We start from the raw sequence: 17,419 nt of genomic DNA, 5'->3' as shown, positions 1-17,419 counted from the left end.
CCCGTCAGACCGCGACGGGTTCGCGGTCGCCCGCCTCGGCGACGACGCCGGGCACGCGGCGCAGCTTGCGCATGGGGCCCAGCTCGCTGTCGTACACCCGCTTCACGCCGTCGCCCAGCGACTCCTCGACGACGCGGATGTCGCGCACGAGCCGCTGCAGTCCGCCGGGTTCGACGGAGGCGGCCTGGTCGGAGCCCCACATGGCGCGGTCGAGGGTGATGTGCCGCTCGACGAAGGCGGCGCCGAGGGCGACGGCGGCGAGGGTGGTCTGCAGGCCGGTCTCGTGGCCGGAGTAGCCGATGGGGACGTTGGGGTACTCGGCCATCAGGGTGTTGATCACCCGGAGGTTGAGCTCGGCGGCCCGGGCCGGGTAGGTGGAGGTCGCGTGGCAGAGCACGATGTTCTCGCTGCCGAGGACCTCGACGGCGTGCCGGATCTGCTTCGTGGTGGACATCCCGGTCGACAGCACGATGGTGCGGCCGGTGGCGCGCAGGGTGCGCAGCAGTTCGTCGTCGGTGAGGGAGGCGGAGGCGACCTTGTGGGCCGGGACGTCGAACTGCTCCAGGAAGGCGACGGAGCCGGTGTCCCAGGGGGAGGCGAACCAGTCGATGCCGCGGCCCCGGCAGTGCTCGTCGATGGCGCGGTAGTCGTCCTCGCCGAATTCGACCCGGTGGCGGTAGTCGATGTACCGCATCCGGCCCCACGGCGTGTCGCGTTCGAGGTCCCACTGGTCACGCGGGGTGCAGACCTCGGGGGTGCGCTTCTGGAACTTCACGGCGTCGCAGCCGGCGTCGGCGGCGGCGTCGATGAGGGCGAAGGCGTTGGCGAGGTCGCCGTTGTGGTTGATGCCGATCTCACCGGTGATGTAGACGGGGTGGCCGGGGCCCACGGGGCGGTTGCCCAGGATGCGGGTGCGGGTGCCGATTCCGGTGTGCGGGGCGTGGCTGACGGGGCTCATGCGAGGCGGTTCCTTAGGTGAGGGGACGGTCAGAGGGCGGACAGCGAGGGGCCCAGGAGCCAGGTGGCGATCTCGCGGACGGCGCCGCTGCCGCCGGGTGCGGCGGTCACGGCGCGGGCGGCGCCGCGTACGGAGCCGTGCGCGTCGGCGACGGCCACGGGCCAGCCGACGAGGCCGAAGCAGGGCAGGTCGTTGACGTCGTTGCCGGCGTAGAGCACCCGCTCGGGGGCGATGCCACGCTCTTCGCACCACCGCTTGAGGGCGATGTCCTTGCGGTCGGTGCCGTGGACGACGGGCACGCGCAGCTTGCGGCCGCGCGCGGCGACGACGGGGTTGGTCTCGGTGGACAGGATCAGCAGCTCCAGCCCCGCCCGGCGCAGGGCGGCGACGCCGAGTCCGTCGCCGCGGTGGACGGCGACGAACTCGCGGCCGTCGGCGTCGATGAGCACGCGGTCGTCGGTCTGGGTGCCGTCGAAGTCGAGGACGACGGCGTCGACGTCCTCCCGGGTGGGCAGGGCGGCGCCGTCGGTGTCGAGCAGCGGTGCCAGGGCCCGGGCCCGGTCGAGGTCGTGCGGCTCGTCGATCTCCAGGACGCGGGCGGCCTCGGTCCGTACGAGCTCGGTCCGCCCGAAGAAGCGGTGCCCGGCGGCCCGGAACCCGTCGGCACGCATGGCATAGGCGGCACCGGTCTCGAGAAGATCCTGGGGCCGATCCTGCCGCCGGGGCCGATGGGAAGCGTCATGATTGACGCCGTGCGCGCCGCCTGGTTGTGGGCAATCGTTCCGCAGGGCGGAACGGGTGGGCACAACGGAACCACCGGCGGCAACCACCCCACCCGAGCCCTCGTCCCGCCACACGAACCCGTGGAACGGCGCCACGGTCAAAGCACTGTCCGCGCCACCCTCGACGACAGCCGAAGCGACACCGTCCACGTCCTCCGTCGTGAGGAACGGACTCGTGCACTGCACCAGCAGCACGGTGCCGACGCCCCGCCCGCACATCGCCTCGTACGCGTCCATCGCGTGCAGCACCGCCGCCTCGCTGGTGGCGGTGTCCCCGGCGAGGGACGGCGGCCGCTGGACGACCACCGCGCCCGCGCCGCGCGCGGCGGCGGCGATGGCCGGGTCGTCGGTGGACACGACCACGTCCGTGACCAGGCGCGCCGCACGGCAGGCGCGCACCGCGCGGGCGACGAGCGGTACGCCCCCGACGGCGGCGAGGTTCTTGGAGGGCACCCCCTTGGAGCCGCCGCGGGCGGGGATGACGGCCAGGACTGCGGAGGACATGGGGTGCTCCTTGGGGGACGGGGTCACAGCTCGCCCATCCGGCGGATGACGGGCGCCACGCGCTGTACGCCGTGCCGGTACGCGCCACGGGCGGCGTCCCGCAGGGCGCCGCGGGTGGCGCGGCGCAGGGCGCTCTCCTCGCGGGCGGGGGCCGCGCGCCCGGGCAGGGGGCGGCCCTGGGGGTCGAAGCCGTGGCGGGCGAGGATCGCGGGGAGGTAGCCGGGTGCGGTGCGCGCGGTGTAGTAGGGGGCGAGCGGCGGCAGGGCGGTGCGGGCGGTGAGGTCCGCGATGCGCTCGCGGGCGGCGTCGAAGGCGTGCTCGTACGTGCCGTCGGCCGCGACGCCCTGGCGCGCGGTCCACCGGGGGTCGGGTTCCGGCAGGTGGCCGGCGTCGAGCTCGTCCCAGGAGGCGAGGCAGCCGGAGCCGAGGAAGTGGTGGTTGCCCAGGGTCTCGCGGATGCCGAGGTCGGTGAGGACGGCGGTGGGTACGGCGCGGTGGAGGGATTCGAGGGCGGCCGTGGAGCTGACGGTGACCAGGAGATCGGTACGGTCGAGGACCTCGCTCATGTGGCCGTAGACCAGGCGGCAGTTGGGCGGCAGGCCGCCGGGGACCCTGGCGGCCAGCTTCTGGTACGGGTGTTCCTCGATGTGTGTGGTGTGTTCACCGGGTCTGCTGCGCAGCTTGATCAGCACATCACGCTCAGGGTGCGTGCGGGCGTGGCGGGCGGCGCGTTCGAGCAGATAGGCGCGGTCGGCGCGGCCCTCCGGCACGGAGGGCTGGGCGGCGAACACCACGGTGTACGGGCGCCCTTGGGCCGCGCCGGCGTACCGCTCGCCGCCCAGGAACGGCAGCGCGCATTCCGTGACGCTGTCGGCCGGGGCGCCGACGCCCGCGTAGACGGCGCGGAAACGCCGCACGTCGTGGCGGGAGTTGGCGAGGACGATGTCCGCGCCGTGCCGCAGCAGCAGGCCGTCCGCGAGCTTTTCGTAGACGACGCCGACATAGCCGGTGACGACGACCGGCCGGGTGGGCGCGGACGCCCAGGCGTGGCCCAGCGCGTGCAGCATGGCCTGGACCGCGCCGCCGACGCAGGCCAGCACGACGACGTCGTACCGCTCCCGCCCGGCGGCGGCGGCGAACTGCGCTCCGGTGACCTCGCGCAGCGCGTCCGCGCGGACGCCGACCTCGGCGAGCTGGCGGACCGTGGGGGTCGCGCGCCCTCGCAGGAGACAGCCGTCCAGGGGTCCGCCGGGGGCGAGCCGGTGCGCGGTGAGCGCCCCCCATTTCCACCGGGTGTCGGAGTCCGCGAGTACGGCGACCCGTGGTGGGGGCGGCGACGGGCATTCAGCACGTGATGGCACGTCGCCGACGATAGAAATCCATTCCGTTTCGTTGCCCAACGGGGCTTCAACAGCCGGTAAACAGCACACCGACGGTCGGCGAATCGGTTGACGGGCAAAGGCGGTTCATCGATCCGCCGTGCTTCGTTCACCTCTCCTTGTGCCCCGCGTCAGAACGAATGCCGGGGCGCCACATAGCGTCACGCGCGTGGTCAAGCTCTCCGTCATCGTGCCGTTCTTCAACGTGCAGACATACGCCCCCGACACCCTGAGAAGTCTGGGTGCGAACGCGCGTGAGGACTTCGAATTCATTCTCGTCGACGACTGTTCGACGGATGGCACCCCCGCCCTCCTGGAGCGCGCCGCGCGCGAGGTGCCGGGGGCGGCGGTGGTGCGCCACGGGACGAACGAGGGGCTGGCCACCGCCCGCAACACGGGTCTGGAGGTGGCGCGCGGGGAGTTCGTCACGTTCCTCGACGGCGACGACTGGCTCGCGCCCGGGTACCTCGCCCGGCTGCTGGCGGTGATCGAGGAGCTGGGCGTGGACTTCGTCCGTACCGACCACGTCCAGTGCGTGGGCCGTACGCGCACCATCCACCGGGTGCCGATCGGCCGGCGCGGCGTGCCGCTGCGGCCGCGCGAGGCCATACTGCCGGCCGAGCGCTCCACGTCCGTGGACTACCCGTACGCGTGGGCGGGCATCTACCACCGCCGCCTGCTGGAGGCGGGGCTGCTGCACTTCCGGCACGGGCTGCGGACCGCCGAGGACCGGCCGTGGATCTGGCGGCTGCACCGCGAGGCGGATTCCTTCGCCGTCGCCGGAATGCTCGGCGTCTTTTACCGGCGCGGCATCGCGACGTCACTCACTCAAATCGGGGACGTACGGCAGCTGGACTTCCTGCGCGCGTTCGACCAGGTGATCGAGGAAACCGCGCGGGACGTGGACGCGGAGAAACTCCTGCCGAAGGCCGTCCGTACGTATTGCGCGATTATGGCGCACCATCTGGGCTCCCAAGAAAGATTCGAACCCGCGGTCGCCAGAACATTGCGTTCGATGTGTGCGGCGGCCATGAAGAGACTGCCGCAGGATCTTCTCAAGGACGCCCTGAATTCCATGGACGCGGATCGGGCCGCCCGGCTGCGCAGGCTGCGCCGCCGGCCGGTGGCGTCCGTACCGGCGCGGCGCGTGCGAGCAGGGCGGGGAGTCGCCCGATGACCACGCGCCGCCGCACCCAGATCCTGCTCGCCTCGACGCTCTACGGGGCCGCCACGCTCGCCGCCGCGATCGACGCCGGTCTGCTGGGGTCGGCCGACCGCAGGCTGCTGCTCGTCGCCAACACCGCCGCAGTCCCCGAGACCACGCCCGCCTTCGACGAGGCGCCCGGCTTCGAGCGGCTGCGTACCCGCTTCGACGCGGTGCTGTCGTGGAACGAGACGATCGCCCCCTTCCACCCCACCGGCTGGTCCCCGCGCCCGGACGACGCCCCGCTGTGGGAGCGCCACCTGCGGCTGCTGTGGGGGCTCGGCGAGGACGAGGTGACGATCGTCCTGGAGTCCATCCAGGTCAACCCGGCCCTCGCCCTGGTCCAGCTCTTCCCCGACGCGCCGCTGGAGGTCTACGCCGACGGGCTGATGAGCTACGGGCCCACGCGCAGCAAGCTCGACCCCCTGATCGGCACGCGCGTGGGCCGCCTCCTCCACCTCGACCTGGTGCCCGGCCTCGAACCGCTGCTGCTGCGGGAGTTCGGGGTCGCCTCGCACGTCGTACCGGGCGAGGTCTTCACCAAGGTGCTGGCCGAGCTCGCCGACGCGGCCGCCTGCCACCTGCCGCCGGCCCCCGAGGGGGCGGCGCTGCTGCTCGGCCAGTACCTGTCGGCGCTGGACATCCTCACGCCCGAGGAGGAGGAGCGGCTGCATGTGCGGATGCTGCGCGGCGCGGCCGGGCGCGGCCACCGCGCGGTGCTCTTCAAGCCGCACCCCTCGGCCCCGGCCCGCTGGTCACGGATGCTGGAGGAGGAGGCGGCCCGGCTCGACGTGGCCCTGACGGTCCTGGACGCGCCCGTGCCGGCGGAGGTCGTCTACCAGCGGCTGCGGCCGGCGCTGGTCGTCGCCTGCTTCTCGACCGCCCTGCTGACCGCGAACACCTTCTACGGGCTGCCCGTCGCCCGGTGCGGCACCGACCTGCTGCTGGAGCGGCTCACGCCGTACCAGAACAGCAACCGCGTGCCGGTGACCATCGTCGACGCGCTGCTGCCCGATCTGGAAGACCCGTTGTGGGCAGTCGTTCGGGAGGGTGGGCACAACGCCACCGACGCACCCGCCCCCGACCTCAGCGGCCTCCTCGCCGCAGTCGGCTACGCGATGCAACCCCAGATCCACCCGGCCCTGCGCCCAGCAGCCGAACGCTACTTGTCCACCTCGCTCACCCCCCACACCTGGCGCTACTTCAAGCGCCGCCGCCTCACCACGCTCGGGCTTCCGGGCGCCATCCCCGCCCAGCTCGCCTTCCTCCCCCGCAATCCCACCGTCCGCAAGCTGGCCCGACGGGCGCGAGCCATCAAGCGACGGCTGACGAGAGCGAAAAGAGTGACGCCCGCATGACGCTCACAAGCCCCGCCCCCACCCTGCCCGCACCCCGTACAGGGAAGCGGGGCGCCGGGCCGTCCGGGCGGCTGTACGCCCTGGACGGGCTGCGGCTGCTGGCCGCGCTGATGGTGGCGGCGTACCACTACGGCGGGCGGGACGGTGACGTCAGCCGGGCGTGGGGCGCCTCGCCACGGCAGGAGTTCCCGCATCTGTCGGCGGCCTTCGCCTACGGCTGCCTGGGGGTGCAGATCTTCTTCGTCATCAGCGGCTTCGTGATCTGCATGAGCGGCTGGGGCCGTCCCCTGCGCTCGTTCGTCGCCTCGCGTGCCGCCCGCCTCTACCCCGCCTACTGGGCCGCGATCGTGCTGGTCACGCTGGTCTTCGCGCTGCCGTGGGTGACGTACCGGACAGTCTCGGCCAGCGACGCACTGGTGAACCTGACCATGCTGCAGCAGCCGGCCGGTGCCGAGCGGGTGCTGGGGGTGTGCTGGACGCTGTGGGCGGAGGTGCGCTTCTACGCCCTCTTCGCGCTGTTCGTGGTGCTGCCGGGGGCCACGCGCCGGCGGGTGGTGTTGTTCTGCGCGGTGTGGACGTTGATGACGGTCGTCACGACGGCGTCCCATGTGGAGTTCCTGCGGGTGGTGTTCATGCCGGAGTACGCGTCGTTCTTCATCGGCGGCATCGGCCTGTATCTGATCCACCGCTTCGGCCACGACGCCCTGGCGTGGGGCATCGTGGCGGTGAGCTTCCTGCTGGGCCAGCACTACGCGGTGACGGGCCTCTGGCACCCGCCGGACCCGCGCTACTTCTCCTACCGCTCCCCCCTCGTCATCATCGCCGTCCTGGCGCTGGGCTACGCGGCCGTCGCGGCGGTGGCGCTGGGCAAGGCCCGCCGGGTGAACTGGCGTTGGCTGCCGTTCGCGGGCGCGCTGACGTACCCCTTCTACCTGGTGCACGAGCATCTGGGGTGGGTGGTGATCGGCGGGCTGCACCGGGGGCTGGGGGTGCCGTCGTGGGCGGTGTTCCTGCTGACGGTGGTGCTGATGCTGCTGCTGGCGTGGCTGTTGCACCGCTGCGTGGAGCGGCGGCTGACGCCGCTGCTGCGCAAGGCTCTGGAGTCGGGGCGGCTAGCGGTGGGGCGGTAGCAGCGTCGCCTCCACGCCGGCGGTGATCACGCGCAGGCCCTCCTCGAAGCCGGCGTCGAGCTCCGCGAAGAACTCCCGGCCCGCCTCGATGGCGAGCGGATGCCCCTCCAGGCGACGGTCGCGGGCGTCCAGGTCGTAGGCGGGGTCGCGCTCACCGCCGGGTATGGGGTAGACGGACTGCTCCTCGATCACATAGCCCATCGTGTAGGTGTTGACGATGAACCAGGCGCGGGCGGCGGCGCGCGGGGTGAAGCCCGCGTCGACCAGCACCCGCATCATCCGCTCCACAGGGCCCACGTAGTCGGTGCCGGTGAAGCGCGTGCCGCTGAAGACCTTGGCGCCGTCGCGGTAGCCGAGCAGGAAGCCGCGCAGCACGCGGGCCGAGCCGGCCAGGAACTCCTGCCAGCTGCCGGTGTCGACGGCGGTCAGGGAGCCGGTCATGCGTCGGAACATCTCCGTGGCCACTTCGTCGAGCAGTTCCTGCTTGTTCTTGAAGTGCCAGTACAGCGCCGGGGCCTGGACATCGAGCTCCTTGGCGATCCTGCGCAGGGTCAGGCCTTCGAGGCCCACCTCGTTGAGCAGGCGGAGCGCGGTGTCGGCCACTTGGGAGCGATCGATGCGAGGTGCCACCTTGACAGCTTAACAACGTTCAGTTCAGTCTGGGGCAGGAGCAACTTAACAACGTTAAGCAGGGGGATCACCCATGAGCACCGTGGACATCGTGGACACCGAAGTTCTGATCGCGGGCGCCGGCCCCACCGGTCTCGTCCTCGCCATCGACCTCGCCCGGCGCGGCATACCCCACCGCATCGTCGACCGCTCCGCACGCGGCTTCCCCGGCTCGCGCGGCGCCGGCATCCAGCCGCGCACCCTGGAGGTCCTCGACGACCTGGGCGTCGTCGACGCCCTCCTCGCCGGCAGCGGCCCGGTGCCGCCCGTGCAGACCTGGCGGGGCACCGAGCGCGGCGAGCGGTGGAACCTGACCGAATCGGCCGGGGACTCCCCCGCCATCCCCTATCCCGAGCCCCGGATGCTGCCCCAGTGGCGCACCGTGGAGATCCTCGTCGCCCGCCTCGAGGAACTGGGCGGCCACGTCGGCTTCCGCACCGAGCTCACCGGCTTCTCCCAGGACCCCGACGGCGTCACCGCCACCCTCCGGCACGCCGACGGCACGGCGGAGACCGTACGGGCGAAGTGGCTGGTCGCGGCCGACGGCGGCCGCAGCACGGTCCGCAAGGCACTGGGCGTGCCCTTCACCGGCGAACAGCTCGAGCCGTACCCGGCGCTGATCGCCGACGTGCTGCTGGACGGCCCCGACCGCGCCGAGATCGACCCCGACCACTGGCACATGTGGCAGAAGGCGGAGGGCGGGCTGGTGGCCCTGCGCCCCCTGGAGCAGGTGGAGACCGTCCAGCTCATCGCCGGCTTCGAGGCCGACCGCGAGCTCGACATCGCCCGCGACGCCGCCCCCGGGGCGCTGACCGCGCTGCTCACCGAACGCACCGGTCTGCGCCTGAAGGTGAACGAGGTCACCTGGGCCTCGGCATACCGGCCGCGGATGGCGATGGCCGAACGCTTCCGCTCGGGCCGGGTGCTGCTGGCCGGGGACGCCGCGCACGTCCACTCCCCGGCCGGCGGCCAGGGCCTGAACACCAGTCTCCAGGACGCGTACAACCTGGGCTGGAAGCTGGGCGCCGTGCTGCGGCTGGGCGCGCCCGAGGCCCTGCTGGACTCCTACGATGCCGAGCGCTCCCGCGTCGCGGCCGACGTGCTGAGCCTGTCCAGCCGCGTCCACCGGGCCGACCGCACCGACCCCGACGGCCGCTGGCGGCGCGGCCCGGAGACCCACCAGCTGACCCTCGGCTACCGCGAGAGCGCCCTGAGCCGTGAGCTCCGCCGGGACGTGCCGGACGACGTCCTGCGCGCCGGCGACCGAGCGCCGGACGCGCCCTGCCTGGACGCCGCGGGGCTGCCGGTGCGGCTGTTCGACGTGTTCCGGGGGCCGCACTTCACGCTGCTGGCGGTGACGGACGGGGAGTTGGCCGGGGAGCTGGCCGGGGAGTTCGCGCCGTGGGTCCGTACGTTCCGTCCGGTCGACGCGGAGGGGCATGTGAAGCGGGCGTACGGGACCGGGCTGTTCCTGATACGCCCCGACGGGTACGTCGGCCTGGCGACCGACGACCCGTCGGATGTGAGCGCGTATCTGAGGGACGTCACCGGCCAGGGCTGAGGCCCGCCGCCGGCCGGCTGCCGGGGCCGCTACAGGACGAGCGAGAGGAGCAGCACGAAGGCGATCCCGACGACCGAGATCACGGTCTCCATGAGCGACCAGGTCTTGATGGTCTGGCCGACGCTCATGCCGAAGTACTCCTTGACCATCCAGAAGCCGGCGTCGTTGACGTGGGAGAAGAACAGCGATCCCGCGCCGACGGCCAGGACGAGCAGCGCCGCGTGCGTCGAGCTCATGTCGGCGGCGAGCGGGGCGACGAGGCCGGCGGCCGAGATCGTCGCGACCGTCGCCGACCCGGTGGCCAGCCGGATGCCCACGGCGATCAGCCAGGCCAGCAGCAGGGCGGAGACGGACCAGTCCTCGGAGATGTCCAGGATCATGCGGCCGACGCCCACGTCGATCAGGGTCTGCTTGAAGCCGCCGCCCGCGCCGACGATGAGCAGGATGCCGGCGATGGGCACCAGCGACTTCTCCACGGTCCCGGCGAGCCGGTCCCGCCCGAATCCGGCGGCCCGGCCGAGGGTGAACAGCCCCACGAGGACTGCGGCGAGCAGGGCGATCAGGGGGGAGCCGACGACGTCGGTGACGCGCTGGAGGTGGTTGTCCGGGTCGTCGACGACGACGTCGACGAGGGCCTTGGCCAGCATCAGCACCACGGGCAGCATGACGGTCGCCACGGTGACGCCGAAGCCGGGACGGCGCTCGAGCTCTTCCGAGGGCCGCTGCGGGATCAGCTTCTCGGGCGGCGCGACGTCCACCCAGCGGGAGGCGACCCGCGAGAAGACCGGCCCGGCGATGACGGCCGTGGGCACCGCGACGAGCACGCCCAGCGCCAGCGTCACACCGAGGTTGGCACCGATGGCGTCGATCGCGGCCAGCGGGCCGGGGTGCGGCGGCACCAGGCCGTGCATGACGGACAGCCCGGCCAGTGCCGGTATGCCGATGCGCATCAGCGAGTGGCCGCCCCGCTTGGCGACCAGCAGCACCACGGGGATCAGCAGCACGATGCCGACCTCGAAGAACAGCGGAAGGCCGATGACGCTCGCGATCAGCACGACCGCCCAGGGCATCGAGCGCTCGCCCGCCCTGGCCAGGATCGTGTCGACGATCTGGTCGGCGCCGCCGGAGTCGGCCAGCAGCTTGCCGAGGATGGAGCCGAGGGCGATGAGCACGCCGACGCCCGCGACGGTCGAGCCGAGGCCCGCGGTGAAGCTCGCGATGACCTTGTCGAGCGGCGCGCCCGCGACCGCGCCGAGGACAAGCGAACCGATGGTCAGCGAGAGGAACGCATGCAGTTTGAGGCGGGTGATGAGGAAAACGATGACGGCGATGCCGATGAGGACGGCGGTGCCCAGCTGTGCGTGACCTGCCGAAGTGATCGGTGCAGTGGGGGCCGCGGCCAGCATCTCGACGCTGAGAGTGCTCACGGGGCTTCCTTGGAGAGGGGGAGAGGCAGAAAAGGGGGGACGTGTTCAGAGCCGCCGGAGTGCGGCGACCGCCCGCTCGGCGATGACGGCCGCCTCGGGCGTGACGTCGACTTCGACGCCCGCCTCGTCGGCCTCGAGCGGTTCGAGGGTGGCGAACTGGGAGTCCAGCAGCCGGGTGGTCATGAAGTGCCCCTTGCGGGCGGCCATGCGGGCGGCGATCAGTTCGCGGTCGCCGGTGAGGTGGAGGAAGACGACCGTGCCGGGTGCCGCGGCGCGCAGCCGGTCGCGGTAGGCGCGCTTGAGCGCGGAGCAGCTGACCACGCCGCCCGCTCCCGCCTCCGCCCGGCCGCGGGCCCAGGCGCCGATGGCGTCGAGCCAGGGGGCGCGGTCGGCGTCGTCCAGGGGGGTGCCCGCCGACATCTTGGCGATGTTGGCGGGTGGGTGGAAGTCGTCGCCCTCGGCGTAGGGGACGCCGAGGGCGTCCGCGACCAGGGGGCCGACCGTGGACTTGCCCGTGCCGGATACGCCCATCACCACGACGACCATCCGTCGTACCTCGCTGTCCCTGTCGCCGACGCCATCGGTTGTGCGGCCTCACTGAAGCCCACATGTACGACGTATTCAAGGGGGCGTAACTAAAACGTCATACTTATTCGCTCGCAGATGCCTCCTGGCGCGCCCCGTAGGCTGACCCCATGGACAGAGCACAGGGCCAGCACGAGCGCGTGCTCGACTCCCTCGGGCCCGCGATCACCGGGGGCGACTACCCGCCGGGCAGCGTGCTGCGCACCGACGAGCTCGAGGAGCGCTTCGACGTCTCGCGCACGGTCGTCCGCGAGGTGATACGCGTTCTGGAGTCCATGCACCTGGTCGCCTCCCGGCGCCGCGTGGGCGTGACCGTGCTCCCGGCCGAGGAGTGGAACGTCTACGACCCGCGCGTCATCCGCTGGCGCCTGGCCGGCCCCGACCGCCCGCGCCAGCTGCGCTCCCTGACGGTGCTGCGCTCGGCCGTCGAACCCGTCGCGGCCGGCCTCGCCGCCCGCCTCGCCACGCCGGAGCAGTGCGCCGAACTGACCGAGCACGCCCTGGGCATGGTGGCCACCTCACGCGGGCAGCAGCTGGAGCGCTATCTGGTCCACGACATCGCCTTCCACCGGGTGATCCTGCGGGCCTCGGGCAATGAGATGTTCGCGCGGCTGGGCGACGTCGTCGCGGAGGTCCTGACGGGCCGCACCCATCACCAGGTGATGTTCACCGACCCCGACCCGGCCGCGGTGACCCTGCACGTGCGCGTCGCCGAGGCCGTACGGGAACGGGACGCGGCCCGGGCCGAGGCGCTGACCAAGGAGATCGCGACGGGGGCGATGGCGGAGCTGGACGTCCTGGTGCCTTGAGGAAGGACGGCCCGGCGCTCACGCCGCCGGCTCCCCCGGCTCCCCCGGCGGCGGCCGCAGCTCGTACCACCGCCGGTCCGCCTCCAGTTGGGCGGCCAGCGAGATCAGCAGCGGCTCGCTGTTCGCCGGGCCCAGGAGCTGCGCGCCCATCGGCAGCCCGGCCTCGGTGAGGCCGGAGGGCACGCTCAGGGCGGGCCAGCCCAGGACGTTCCAGGGCCAGGCGTACGGACAGGCGGCGATCATGCGGGAATTGGTCTCGCGGCTGCGGAGGCCGGCCAGGTCGCCGGTGCGCAGCGGGGGTACGGCGGTGGTGGGCGTCAGCACGGCGTCGAAGCGCCAGAACATCTCCCCGATCCTGCGTCTGAGCGGCGCCTCCGCGGCCCGCGCCGCGCGCAGCACCCCGCCGCCGAGCAGCAGCCCGCCGCGGACGTTGGCGCGTGTGCGGGGGTCGAGCAGGGTGCGGTCGGGCACGCGGGCGGCCCAGTCGCGTACGCCGGCCATCGAGCGGGGTACGAAGGCGAATCCGATGGGCCCGTAGCGCGGGTCCTCCTCCACGACCTCGTGGCCCAGCACTTCCAGTCGTTCGGCGATGCGCGCGGTCGCGGCCCGGACGGCCGGGTCCAGCCAGTGCCGGACGGCGGCGAAGGCGGGCCGCAGCGAGAGCGCGATCCGCAGCCGGCGGCGCGGCCCGTGCCCGGCCGCGGCGAGGATGTCGACGGCCGGCGGCCGGTGCAGGTCGCCCTCGTGCGAGCCGCTCACCGCGTGCAGGAGCAGGGCGGCGTCGCCGACCGTGCGCGCGAACGGCCCGTCGGAGGTGATGCCCCTGAACGATTCCCGCTCCGGCCACGTCGAGATCCGCCCGCGCTGGGGCTTGATGCCGACCAGGTGCGTCCAGGCGGCGGGTATCCGGATCGAGCCCGCCCCGTCCGATCCGAGCGCGGCCGGTACGAGCCCGGCGGCGACGGCCGCGGCCGAGCCGCCGGAAGAGCCGCCGGGGGTGTGCCGGGGGTTCCAGGGGTTGCGCGTCACGCCGAAGGCGGGGCCGTCGGTGACGGGCCACTGGCCGAGCTCGGGCGTGTTGGTCTTGCCGACGATCACCGCGCCGGCGGCCCGTAATCGGCGCACGGCCTCGCTGTCGGCCTTCTTCGCCGGGAAGTCGCCGGGGCATCCGAAGGCGGTCGGCTCGCCGGCGACGTCCATGTCGTCCTTGACGGCCACGGGCACGCCCAGCAGCGGCTCGCGCCCGCCCGCGGCCAGCCGCCGGTCGGCCGCCTCCGCCTCGCGCAGCGCCGCCTCCGCACGTACCAGCCGGAACGCGTTGAGGGTCGGCTGCGTCGCCTCGATGCGTCGCAGCGACCGCTCCACCAGCTCCCGCGAGGAGACCTGGCGCCCGGCCAGGGCCCGCACCTGCTCCCGGAGCCCTTCATGCTCTTCGCCGCTGAAACCGGTCACCCGATCCCCCTTCCCCCACTCGAACACACGTTAACGGCACAGGAGTTGCAGGACCACCTGGCCTCACGGGGCGACGGCGTCCCCCAGGAACAGGGGGAGGCAGGGCTCAAGGCCCTGGATGTCGACGGGGACGGTGCGGTGCGCCTGCCATGCCTCGCGGTCCAGGCGCAGGCGCCGGAACGTACGGGCCTGACCGCGTACGGAGGCGACGAGCAGGCCGTCGGGACGGTAGCCGAGCCTGCGGGAGACGCCGAGGGAGCGGGGGTTGTCCGGCATGGCGGCCGACGTCATGTACCGGGCGCCCAGCCCCTCGAACGCCAGGTGGGCGACCGCCGCCCGCATCTCGGTGCCGATGCCCCGGCCCTGGTGGGCCAGGCCCAGCCAGGACCCGGTCTCGATCTCGCGGGTCACCGCGAAGTCGACGGCCGTGAGGTCCTGCCGGCCCACCGGCTCGCCCTCGCAGAGGACGGCCAGGCTCAGCGTCCACTTCTCCGGGCGCCACTCGGCGACGGTGCCGAGCAGGTGCTGGAACGTCGCCCGGGCGCGCTCGGCGGGAGTGCCGTCGGTCCAGGGGTACAGGAAGGGCATCTCGGCCGGGTCGTGCACACCGTCCGCGGCCACGGCCGAGACGGCGTCGAGCAGGGGCAGGTCGGGCAGTCTGAGTTCGAGTCGAGGCGTGGTGATGCGCAGCCCGTACAGGGGCCAGGAGTGGATTCCCATGACGGAAGCCTGCCGCCGGCCGGCCCGGGCGCGCGAACCTATTTACGACGGCCATCCCTGTCCTCGTTCACTACTTCGAGTGGAGAAACACCGCCAGTTGGCTTAGTCCGGGATGCTCTGGGCATTTGCGCATCATCAGTGCGGATTCCCCGCACTGATGAGGCAGGGGCGGGAAGGGGTCTTTCCCATGGACCAGCACGAGATGTACGAGCCGCCGGCGGTGGCGGAGGTCGGCGACTTCGCCGGGCTGACGCGCGGCGAGCCGTTCGGAATGCTCTACGAAGGCGGGCAGACGGTCTTCGAGTGGTACACCCCCAACGGCTGAAGCCAACCGGTTCATGACGGGTGACGTGTGGTTCACGGTCCTCCCTGACGGTGAACCGGGCTCAGCCGCAGCGCGGTTGCTGCGGCCCCGGGCGACCGAGTCCGTCGCCCATTCCTCCGGCCGTCCCTGGTTGCTGGGCAGTTGGCCGGAGGGATATGTGACGGTGGGCGTCGCGGGGCCGCGGCGGCTGGCGGTGATCGGGCGCTGCCCGGTCACCGCCGACGCGTTGGCGGCGCGCGCGGGCCGCGTCCGGGACGTCGGGGACGTCGAGCGGGCGGCCCGCGGCCTGACCGGCAGCTTCCACCTCCTGGCCTCGGTGGGCGGGCGGGTCCGGGTCCGGGGCAGCGCCTCCGGGGTGCGGCGGGTCGTCCACGCCCGCGTCGGCGGTGCCACGGTGGCCGCCGACCGCGCGGACCGGCTCGCCGAGGTGACCGAAGCGGTCGTGGACGAGCGGATCCTGGCCCTTCACCTGCTGGCCGGCTCTCCCCCGTACCCCCTGGACGACCGCTGCCTGTGGCAGGGCGTGCGGGGGCTGCGGCCCCATGACTGCCTGCTGATCGAGGCGGACGGCCGGGCCCGCGCACAGCGCTGGTGGAACCCACCGGAGCCGGAGCTTCCGGCGGCTCGGGGGGTGCCCGCGGTGCGCGAGGCGCTGGCCGGCGCGGTGGACGCGTGCACGGCCGGCGGCGGCACGGTCAGCTCGGACCTGTCCGGCGGCATGGACTCCACCAGCCTGTGCTTCCTGGCCACCCGGGAAGCGGCCCGGGGCCGGGCGAAGCTGGTGACGCTGCGCTGGGAGAGCCTCGCCCCCGACAACGACGACACCGCCTGGGCCGCACGCGCCGCCGCCGCGCTCCCCGGCACCGAACATGTGACGCCGGACCGCGACCAATGGCCCCTGTGGTACACCGATCCGACGGGTCTCGCCGACATCCCCACCGAGGAACCCGGCACCTGGGTGCGCGACAGCGCCAGAATCGCGGCGACCGCCGAGCTGATGACCGGCCGGGGCTCGCGCCTGCACATGATGGGCGGCGGCGGGGACGAACTGTTCAAGGCGTTCCCCCCGTACCTGCACGACTACGTCCGCGGCCACCCGCTGGCGGCGTTCGCCCGCGTCCGCCACCACCGCGCGTTCCAGCACTGGCCGCTGTGGCCGGTGCTGCGCCAACTGGCCGACCGCAGCACGTTCCGGCAGTGGCTGGCCGCCTGGGCGGACGGCCTCACCGGCCCCCCTCCGGCGGCCCACGGTCGTCCCGTCCCCTCGATGGCGTGGGGCCCCGACGTGCGCATGCCCTCCTGGGCGACCGGGGACGCGGTCCGCACCGTGCAGCGCCTGCTCCACGACGCCGCCGGCTCCGCCGAACCCCTCGCACCGCAGCGCGGGCAACACGTGGCGCTGGCCTACGTACAGGCCGGCGGGCGGGGCGTGCGTCAGCTGGGGCAGGTGTTCGCCCGCCTGGGGCTCGAGTACGCCGCGCCCTTCCTCGACGACGCCGTGCTCGAGTCGGCACTGGCGGTCCGCGTGGCGGAACGCAGCGCACCCGGCCGGTACAAGCCGGTGCTCGCCGCGGCCATGAGCGGCATCGTGCCCGACGCCGTCCTCGGACGTTCCACCAAGGGTGAGTACAGCGCCGACTTCCACGCCGGCCTGCGCCGGAACCGGGCCGCCCTGCTGGAACTGTTCGACGACTCCCGCCTCGCCCGCACCGGACTCGTCGACGCCGCCGCCCTCCGCCGGAGCCTGCTGGAGGTGCACCCGACCCCGGACGCCCTGCGCTCCCTCGGCCCCACCCTGGGCAGCGAGATGTGGCTCCGCTCACCGAACGCCGCGACCACCGGAGGAACACCGTGAGTCTCGCCCTGCGCCACGACGTCTGCGCCACGGACACCGAAGACGGCATGGTGCTGCTCGACGAACTCACCGGCCGTTACTGGCAGCTCAACAGCACGGCCGGCCTCATCCTGCGCACCCTGCTCGACGGCGCCACGCCGCAGGACACCTCCCGCAGACTCCGCGCGACATACCCCCAACTCACCGCCGAACGCGCCGACAGCGACACGGCCGCGCTCATCAAGACCCTGCGCGACGCACGGCTGGTGGTGAGCGCATGAGCCAGCCCATGGTGCCGGCCACTCGCGAGTCCCTGCCCCTACGCCACCGCCCGCCGGCGCTCCTGGCCACGGCGGCCGCCCGCCTGCTCGTCCTCCTCAAACCCCACCAGCTCCGGCGCGCCCTGAAACTGATCCGGCGCGGCGCCGCCCCCGCCACGACGGAACAGGCCCTCACCGCCCGCCGCGCGGTCGTCTCGGTGAGCGCCCGCTGCGCCGGCGAGGGCTGCCTGCAACGCTCGGTGGCCACAGCCCTGTTGTGCCGGATGCGCGGCGTCTGGCCCGACTGGTGCACCGGCGTACGCACCGCCCCCTTCCGCGCCCACGCCTGGGTCGAAGTCGACGGCCACCCCGTGGGCGAGTCCCACCGCGCAGGCCACTACCACCGGCTGATGGTCGTACCGAGCCGACCACGGAAGCGCCCGTAGCGGCGGCCCACCGAGG

17 protein-coding genes are annotated in these 17,419 nt (G+C 73.2%); 9 read left to right on the top strand and 8 right to left on the bottom strand.

Going from position 1 to position 17,419, the window contains the following annotated elements; translation table 11 throughout:
* Window positions 1–4: 4 nt before the first annotated feature.
* Genes ABZ956_RS00410 through ABZ956_RS00400 form a run of 3 tightly spaced genes read right to left on the bottom strand, consistent with a single transcriptional unit; the run spans window position 5 to window position 3,605 of the window.
* Entirely contained in the window at window positions 5–958 is a 954-nt protein-coding gene (locus ABZ956_RS00410) for an N-acetylneuraminate synthase family protein (protein WP_361884855.1), read from the bottom strand.
* Between the two features lie 29 nt (window positions 959–987).
* Window positions 988–2,244 carry an acylneuraminate cytidylyltransferase gene (locus ABZ956_RS00405; RefSeq protein WP_361884853.1) on the bottom strand — a complete coding sequence of 419 codons (1,257 nt, stop codon included), beginning with the start codon at window positions 2,242–2,244 and terminating at the stop codon, window positions 988–990.
* 23 nt (window positions 2,245–2,267) lie between these two features.
* Window positions 2,268–3,605, bottom strand: coding sequence for a DUF6716 putative glycosyltransferase (locus ABZ956_RS00400; protein WP_361884851.1), 1,338 nt, complete (start codon window positions 3,603–3,605; stop codon window positions 2,268–2,270).
* 187 nt (window positions 3,606–3,792) lie between these two features.
* On the opposite strand from ABZ956_RS00400, the gene ABZ956_RS00395 reads away from it, so the two are divergent.
* Genes ABZ956_RS00395 through ABZ956_RS00385 form a run of 3 tightly spaced genes read left to right on the top strand, consistent with a single transcriptional unit; the run spans window position 3,793 to window position 7,315 of the window.
* Window positions 3,793–4,800, top strand: coding sequence for a glycosyltransferase family 2 protein (locus ABZ956_RS00395; protein ID WP_361884849.1), 1,008 nt, complete (start codon window positions 3,793–3,795; stop codon window positions 4,798–4,800).
* Window positions 4,797–6,185 (top strand): polysialyltransferase family glycosyltransferase, encoded by a 1,389-nt coding sequence (locus ABZ956_RS00390; RefSeq protein ID WP_361884847.1) that lies wholly within the window; start codon window positions 4,797–4,799, stop codon window positions 6,183–6,185. The genes ABZ956_RS00395 and ABZ956_RS00390 overlap by 4 nt, the downstream gene beginning before the upstream one ends.
* Window positions 6,182–7,315 (top strand): acyltransferase, encoded by a 1,134-nt coding sequence (locus ABZ956_RS00385; RefSeq protein ID WP_361884845.1) that lies wholly within the window; start codon window positions 6,182–6,184, stop codon window positions 7,313–7,315. The genes ABZ956_RS00390 and ABZ956_RS00385 overlap by 4 nt, the downstream gene beginning before the upstream one ends.
* Here the strand turns inward: ABZ956_RS00385 and ABZ956_RS00380 are convergent.
* Window positions 7,298–7,945 (bottom strand): TetR/AcrR family transcriptional regulator C-terminal domain-containing protein, encoded by a 648-nt coding sequence (locus ABZ956_RS00380; protein ID WP_361884843.1) that lies wholly within the window; start codon window positions 7,943–7,945, stop codon window positions 7,298–7,300. The genes ABZ956_RS00385 and ABZ956_RS00380 overlap by 18 nt on opposite strands.
* A 73-nt stretch (window positions 7,946–8,018) precedes the next feature.
* On the opposite strand from ABZ956_RS00380, the gene ABZ956_RS00375 reads away from it, so the two are divergent.
* Window positions 8,019–9,545: an FAD-dependent monooxygenase gene (locus ABZ956_RS00375; RefSeq protein ID WP_361884841.1), complete on the top strand. Its 1,527-nt coding sequence runs from the start codon at window positions 8,019–8,021 to the stop codon at window positions 9,543–9,545.
* Window positions 9,546–9,574: 29 nt separating this feature from the next.
* Here ABZ956_RS00375 and ABZ956_RS00370 read toward each other — a convergent pair whose 3' ends face one another.
* Window positions 9,575–10,972 (bottom strand): gluconate:H+ symporter, encoded by a 1,398-nt coding sequence (locus ABZ956_RS00370; protein WP_361884839.1) that lies wholly within the window; start codon window positions 10,970–10,972, stop codon window positions 9,575–9,577.
* A gap of 45 nt (window positions 10,973–11,017) precedes the next feature.
* On the bottom strand, window positions 11,018–11,518 hold the full coding sequence (locus ABZ956_RS00365; RefSeq protein ID WP_361884837.1) for a gluconokinase: 501 nt from the start codon (window positions 11,516–11,518) through the stop codon (window positions 11,018–11,020).
* Window positions 11,519–11,667: 149 nt separating this feature from the next.
* Between ABZ956_RS00365 and ABZ956_RS00360 the strand changes: the two genes are divergently transcribed.
* Window positions 11,668–12,366, top strand: a complete 699-nt coding sequence (locus tag ABZ956_RS00360) for an FCD domain-containing protein (RefSeq protein ID WP_361884835.1) — start codon at window positions 11,668–11,670, stop codon at window positions 12,364–12,366.
* A gap of 18 nt (window positions 12,367–12,384) precedes the next feature.
* On the opposite strand, the gene ABZ956_RS00355 is transcribed toward ABZ956_RS00360, so the two are convergent.
* Both ABZ956_RS00355 and ABZ956_RS00350 read right to left on the bottom strand, forming a co-directional pair.
* Window positions 12,385–13,818 carry an amidase gene (locus ABZ956_RS00355; RefSeq protein ID WP_361884833.1) on the bottom strand — a complete coding sequence of 478 codons (1,434 nt, stop codon included), beginning with the start codon at window positions 13,816–13,818 and terminating at the stop codon, window positions 12,385–12,387.
* Between the two features lie 63 nt (window positions 13,819–13,881).
* Window positions 13,882–14,538, bottom strand: a complete 657-nt coding sequence (locus ABZ956_RS00350; RefSeq protein WP_361884831.1) for a GNAT family protein — start codon at window positions 14,536–14,538, stop codon at window positions 13,882–13,884.
* 187 nt (window positions 14,539–14,725) lie between these two features.
* Here ABZ956_RS00350 and ABZ956_RS00345 point away from each other — a divergent pair, with 187 nt between their 5' ends.
* The 4 genes from ABZ956_RS00345 to ABZ956_RS00330 all read left to right on the top strand — a co-directional run bounded on the left by ABZ956_RS00345 (window position 14,726) and on the right by ABZ956_RS00330 (window position 17,403).
* A complete protein-coding gene (locus ABZ956_RS00345) occupies window positions 14,726–14,863 on the top strand; it encodes a lasso RiPP family leader peptide-containing protein (RefSeq protein WP_361884829.1) in 138 nt (45 codons plus the stop codon).
* Window positions 14,864–15,020: 157 nt separating this feature from the next.
* Window positions 15,021–16,718 (top strand): asparagine synthase-related protein, encoded by a 1,698-nt coding sequence (locus tag ABZ956_RS00340; RefSeq protein ID WP_361884827.1) that lies wholly within the window; start codon window positions 15,021–15,023, stop codon window positions 16,716–16,718.
* A complete protein-coding gene (locus ABZ956_RS00335) occupies window positions 16,715–16,978 on the top strand; it encodes a lasso peptide biosynthesis PqqD family chaperone (protein WP_361884825.1) in 264 nt (87 codons plus the stop codon). Before ABZ956_RS00340 ends, ABZ956_RS00335 begins: the two co-directional genes overlap by 4 nt.
* The gene (locus tag ABZ956_RS00330) at window positions 16,975–17,403 is read left to right on the top strand and encodes a lasso peptide biosynthesis B2 protein (RefSeq protein WP_361884823.1); all 429 of its coding nucleotides are present in this window, start codon (window positions 16,975–16,977) and stop codon (window positions 17,401–17,403) included. Before ABZ956_RS00335 ends, ABZ956_RS00330 begins: the two co-directional genes overlap by 4 nt.
* Window positions 17,404–17,419: the final 16 nt, after the last annotated feature.

The sequence above is a fragment of the Streptomyces sp. NPDC046261 genome (assembly GCF_040646235.1).
Classification (GTDB): Bacteria; Actinomycetota; Actinomycetes; order Streptomycetales; family Streptomycetaceae; genus Streptomyces.
Note: the sequence above shows the minus strand (reverse complement) of the source record. Positions and strands in the feature narration are given on the sequence as shown.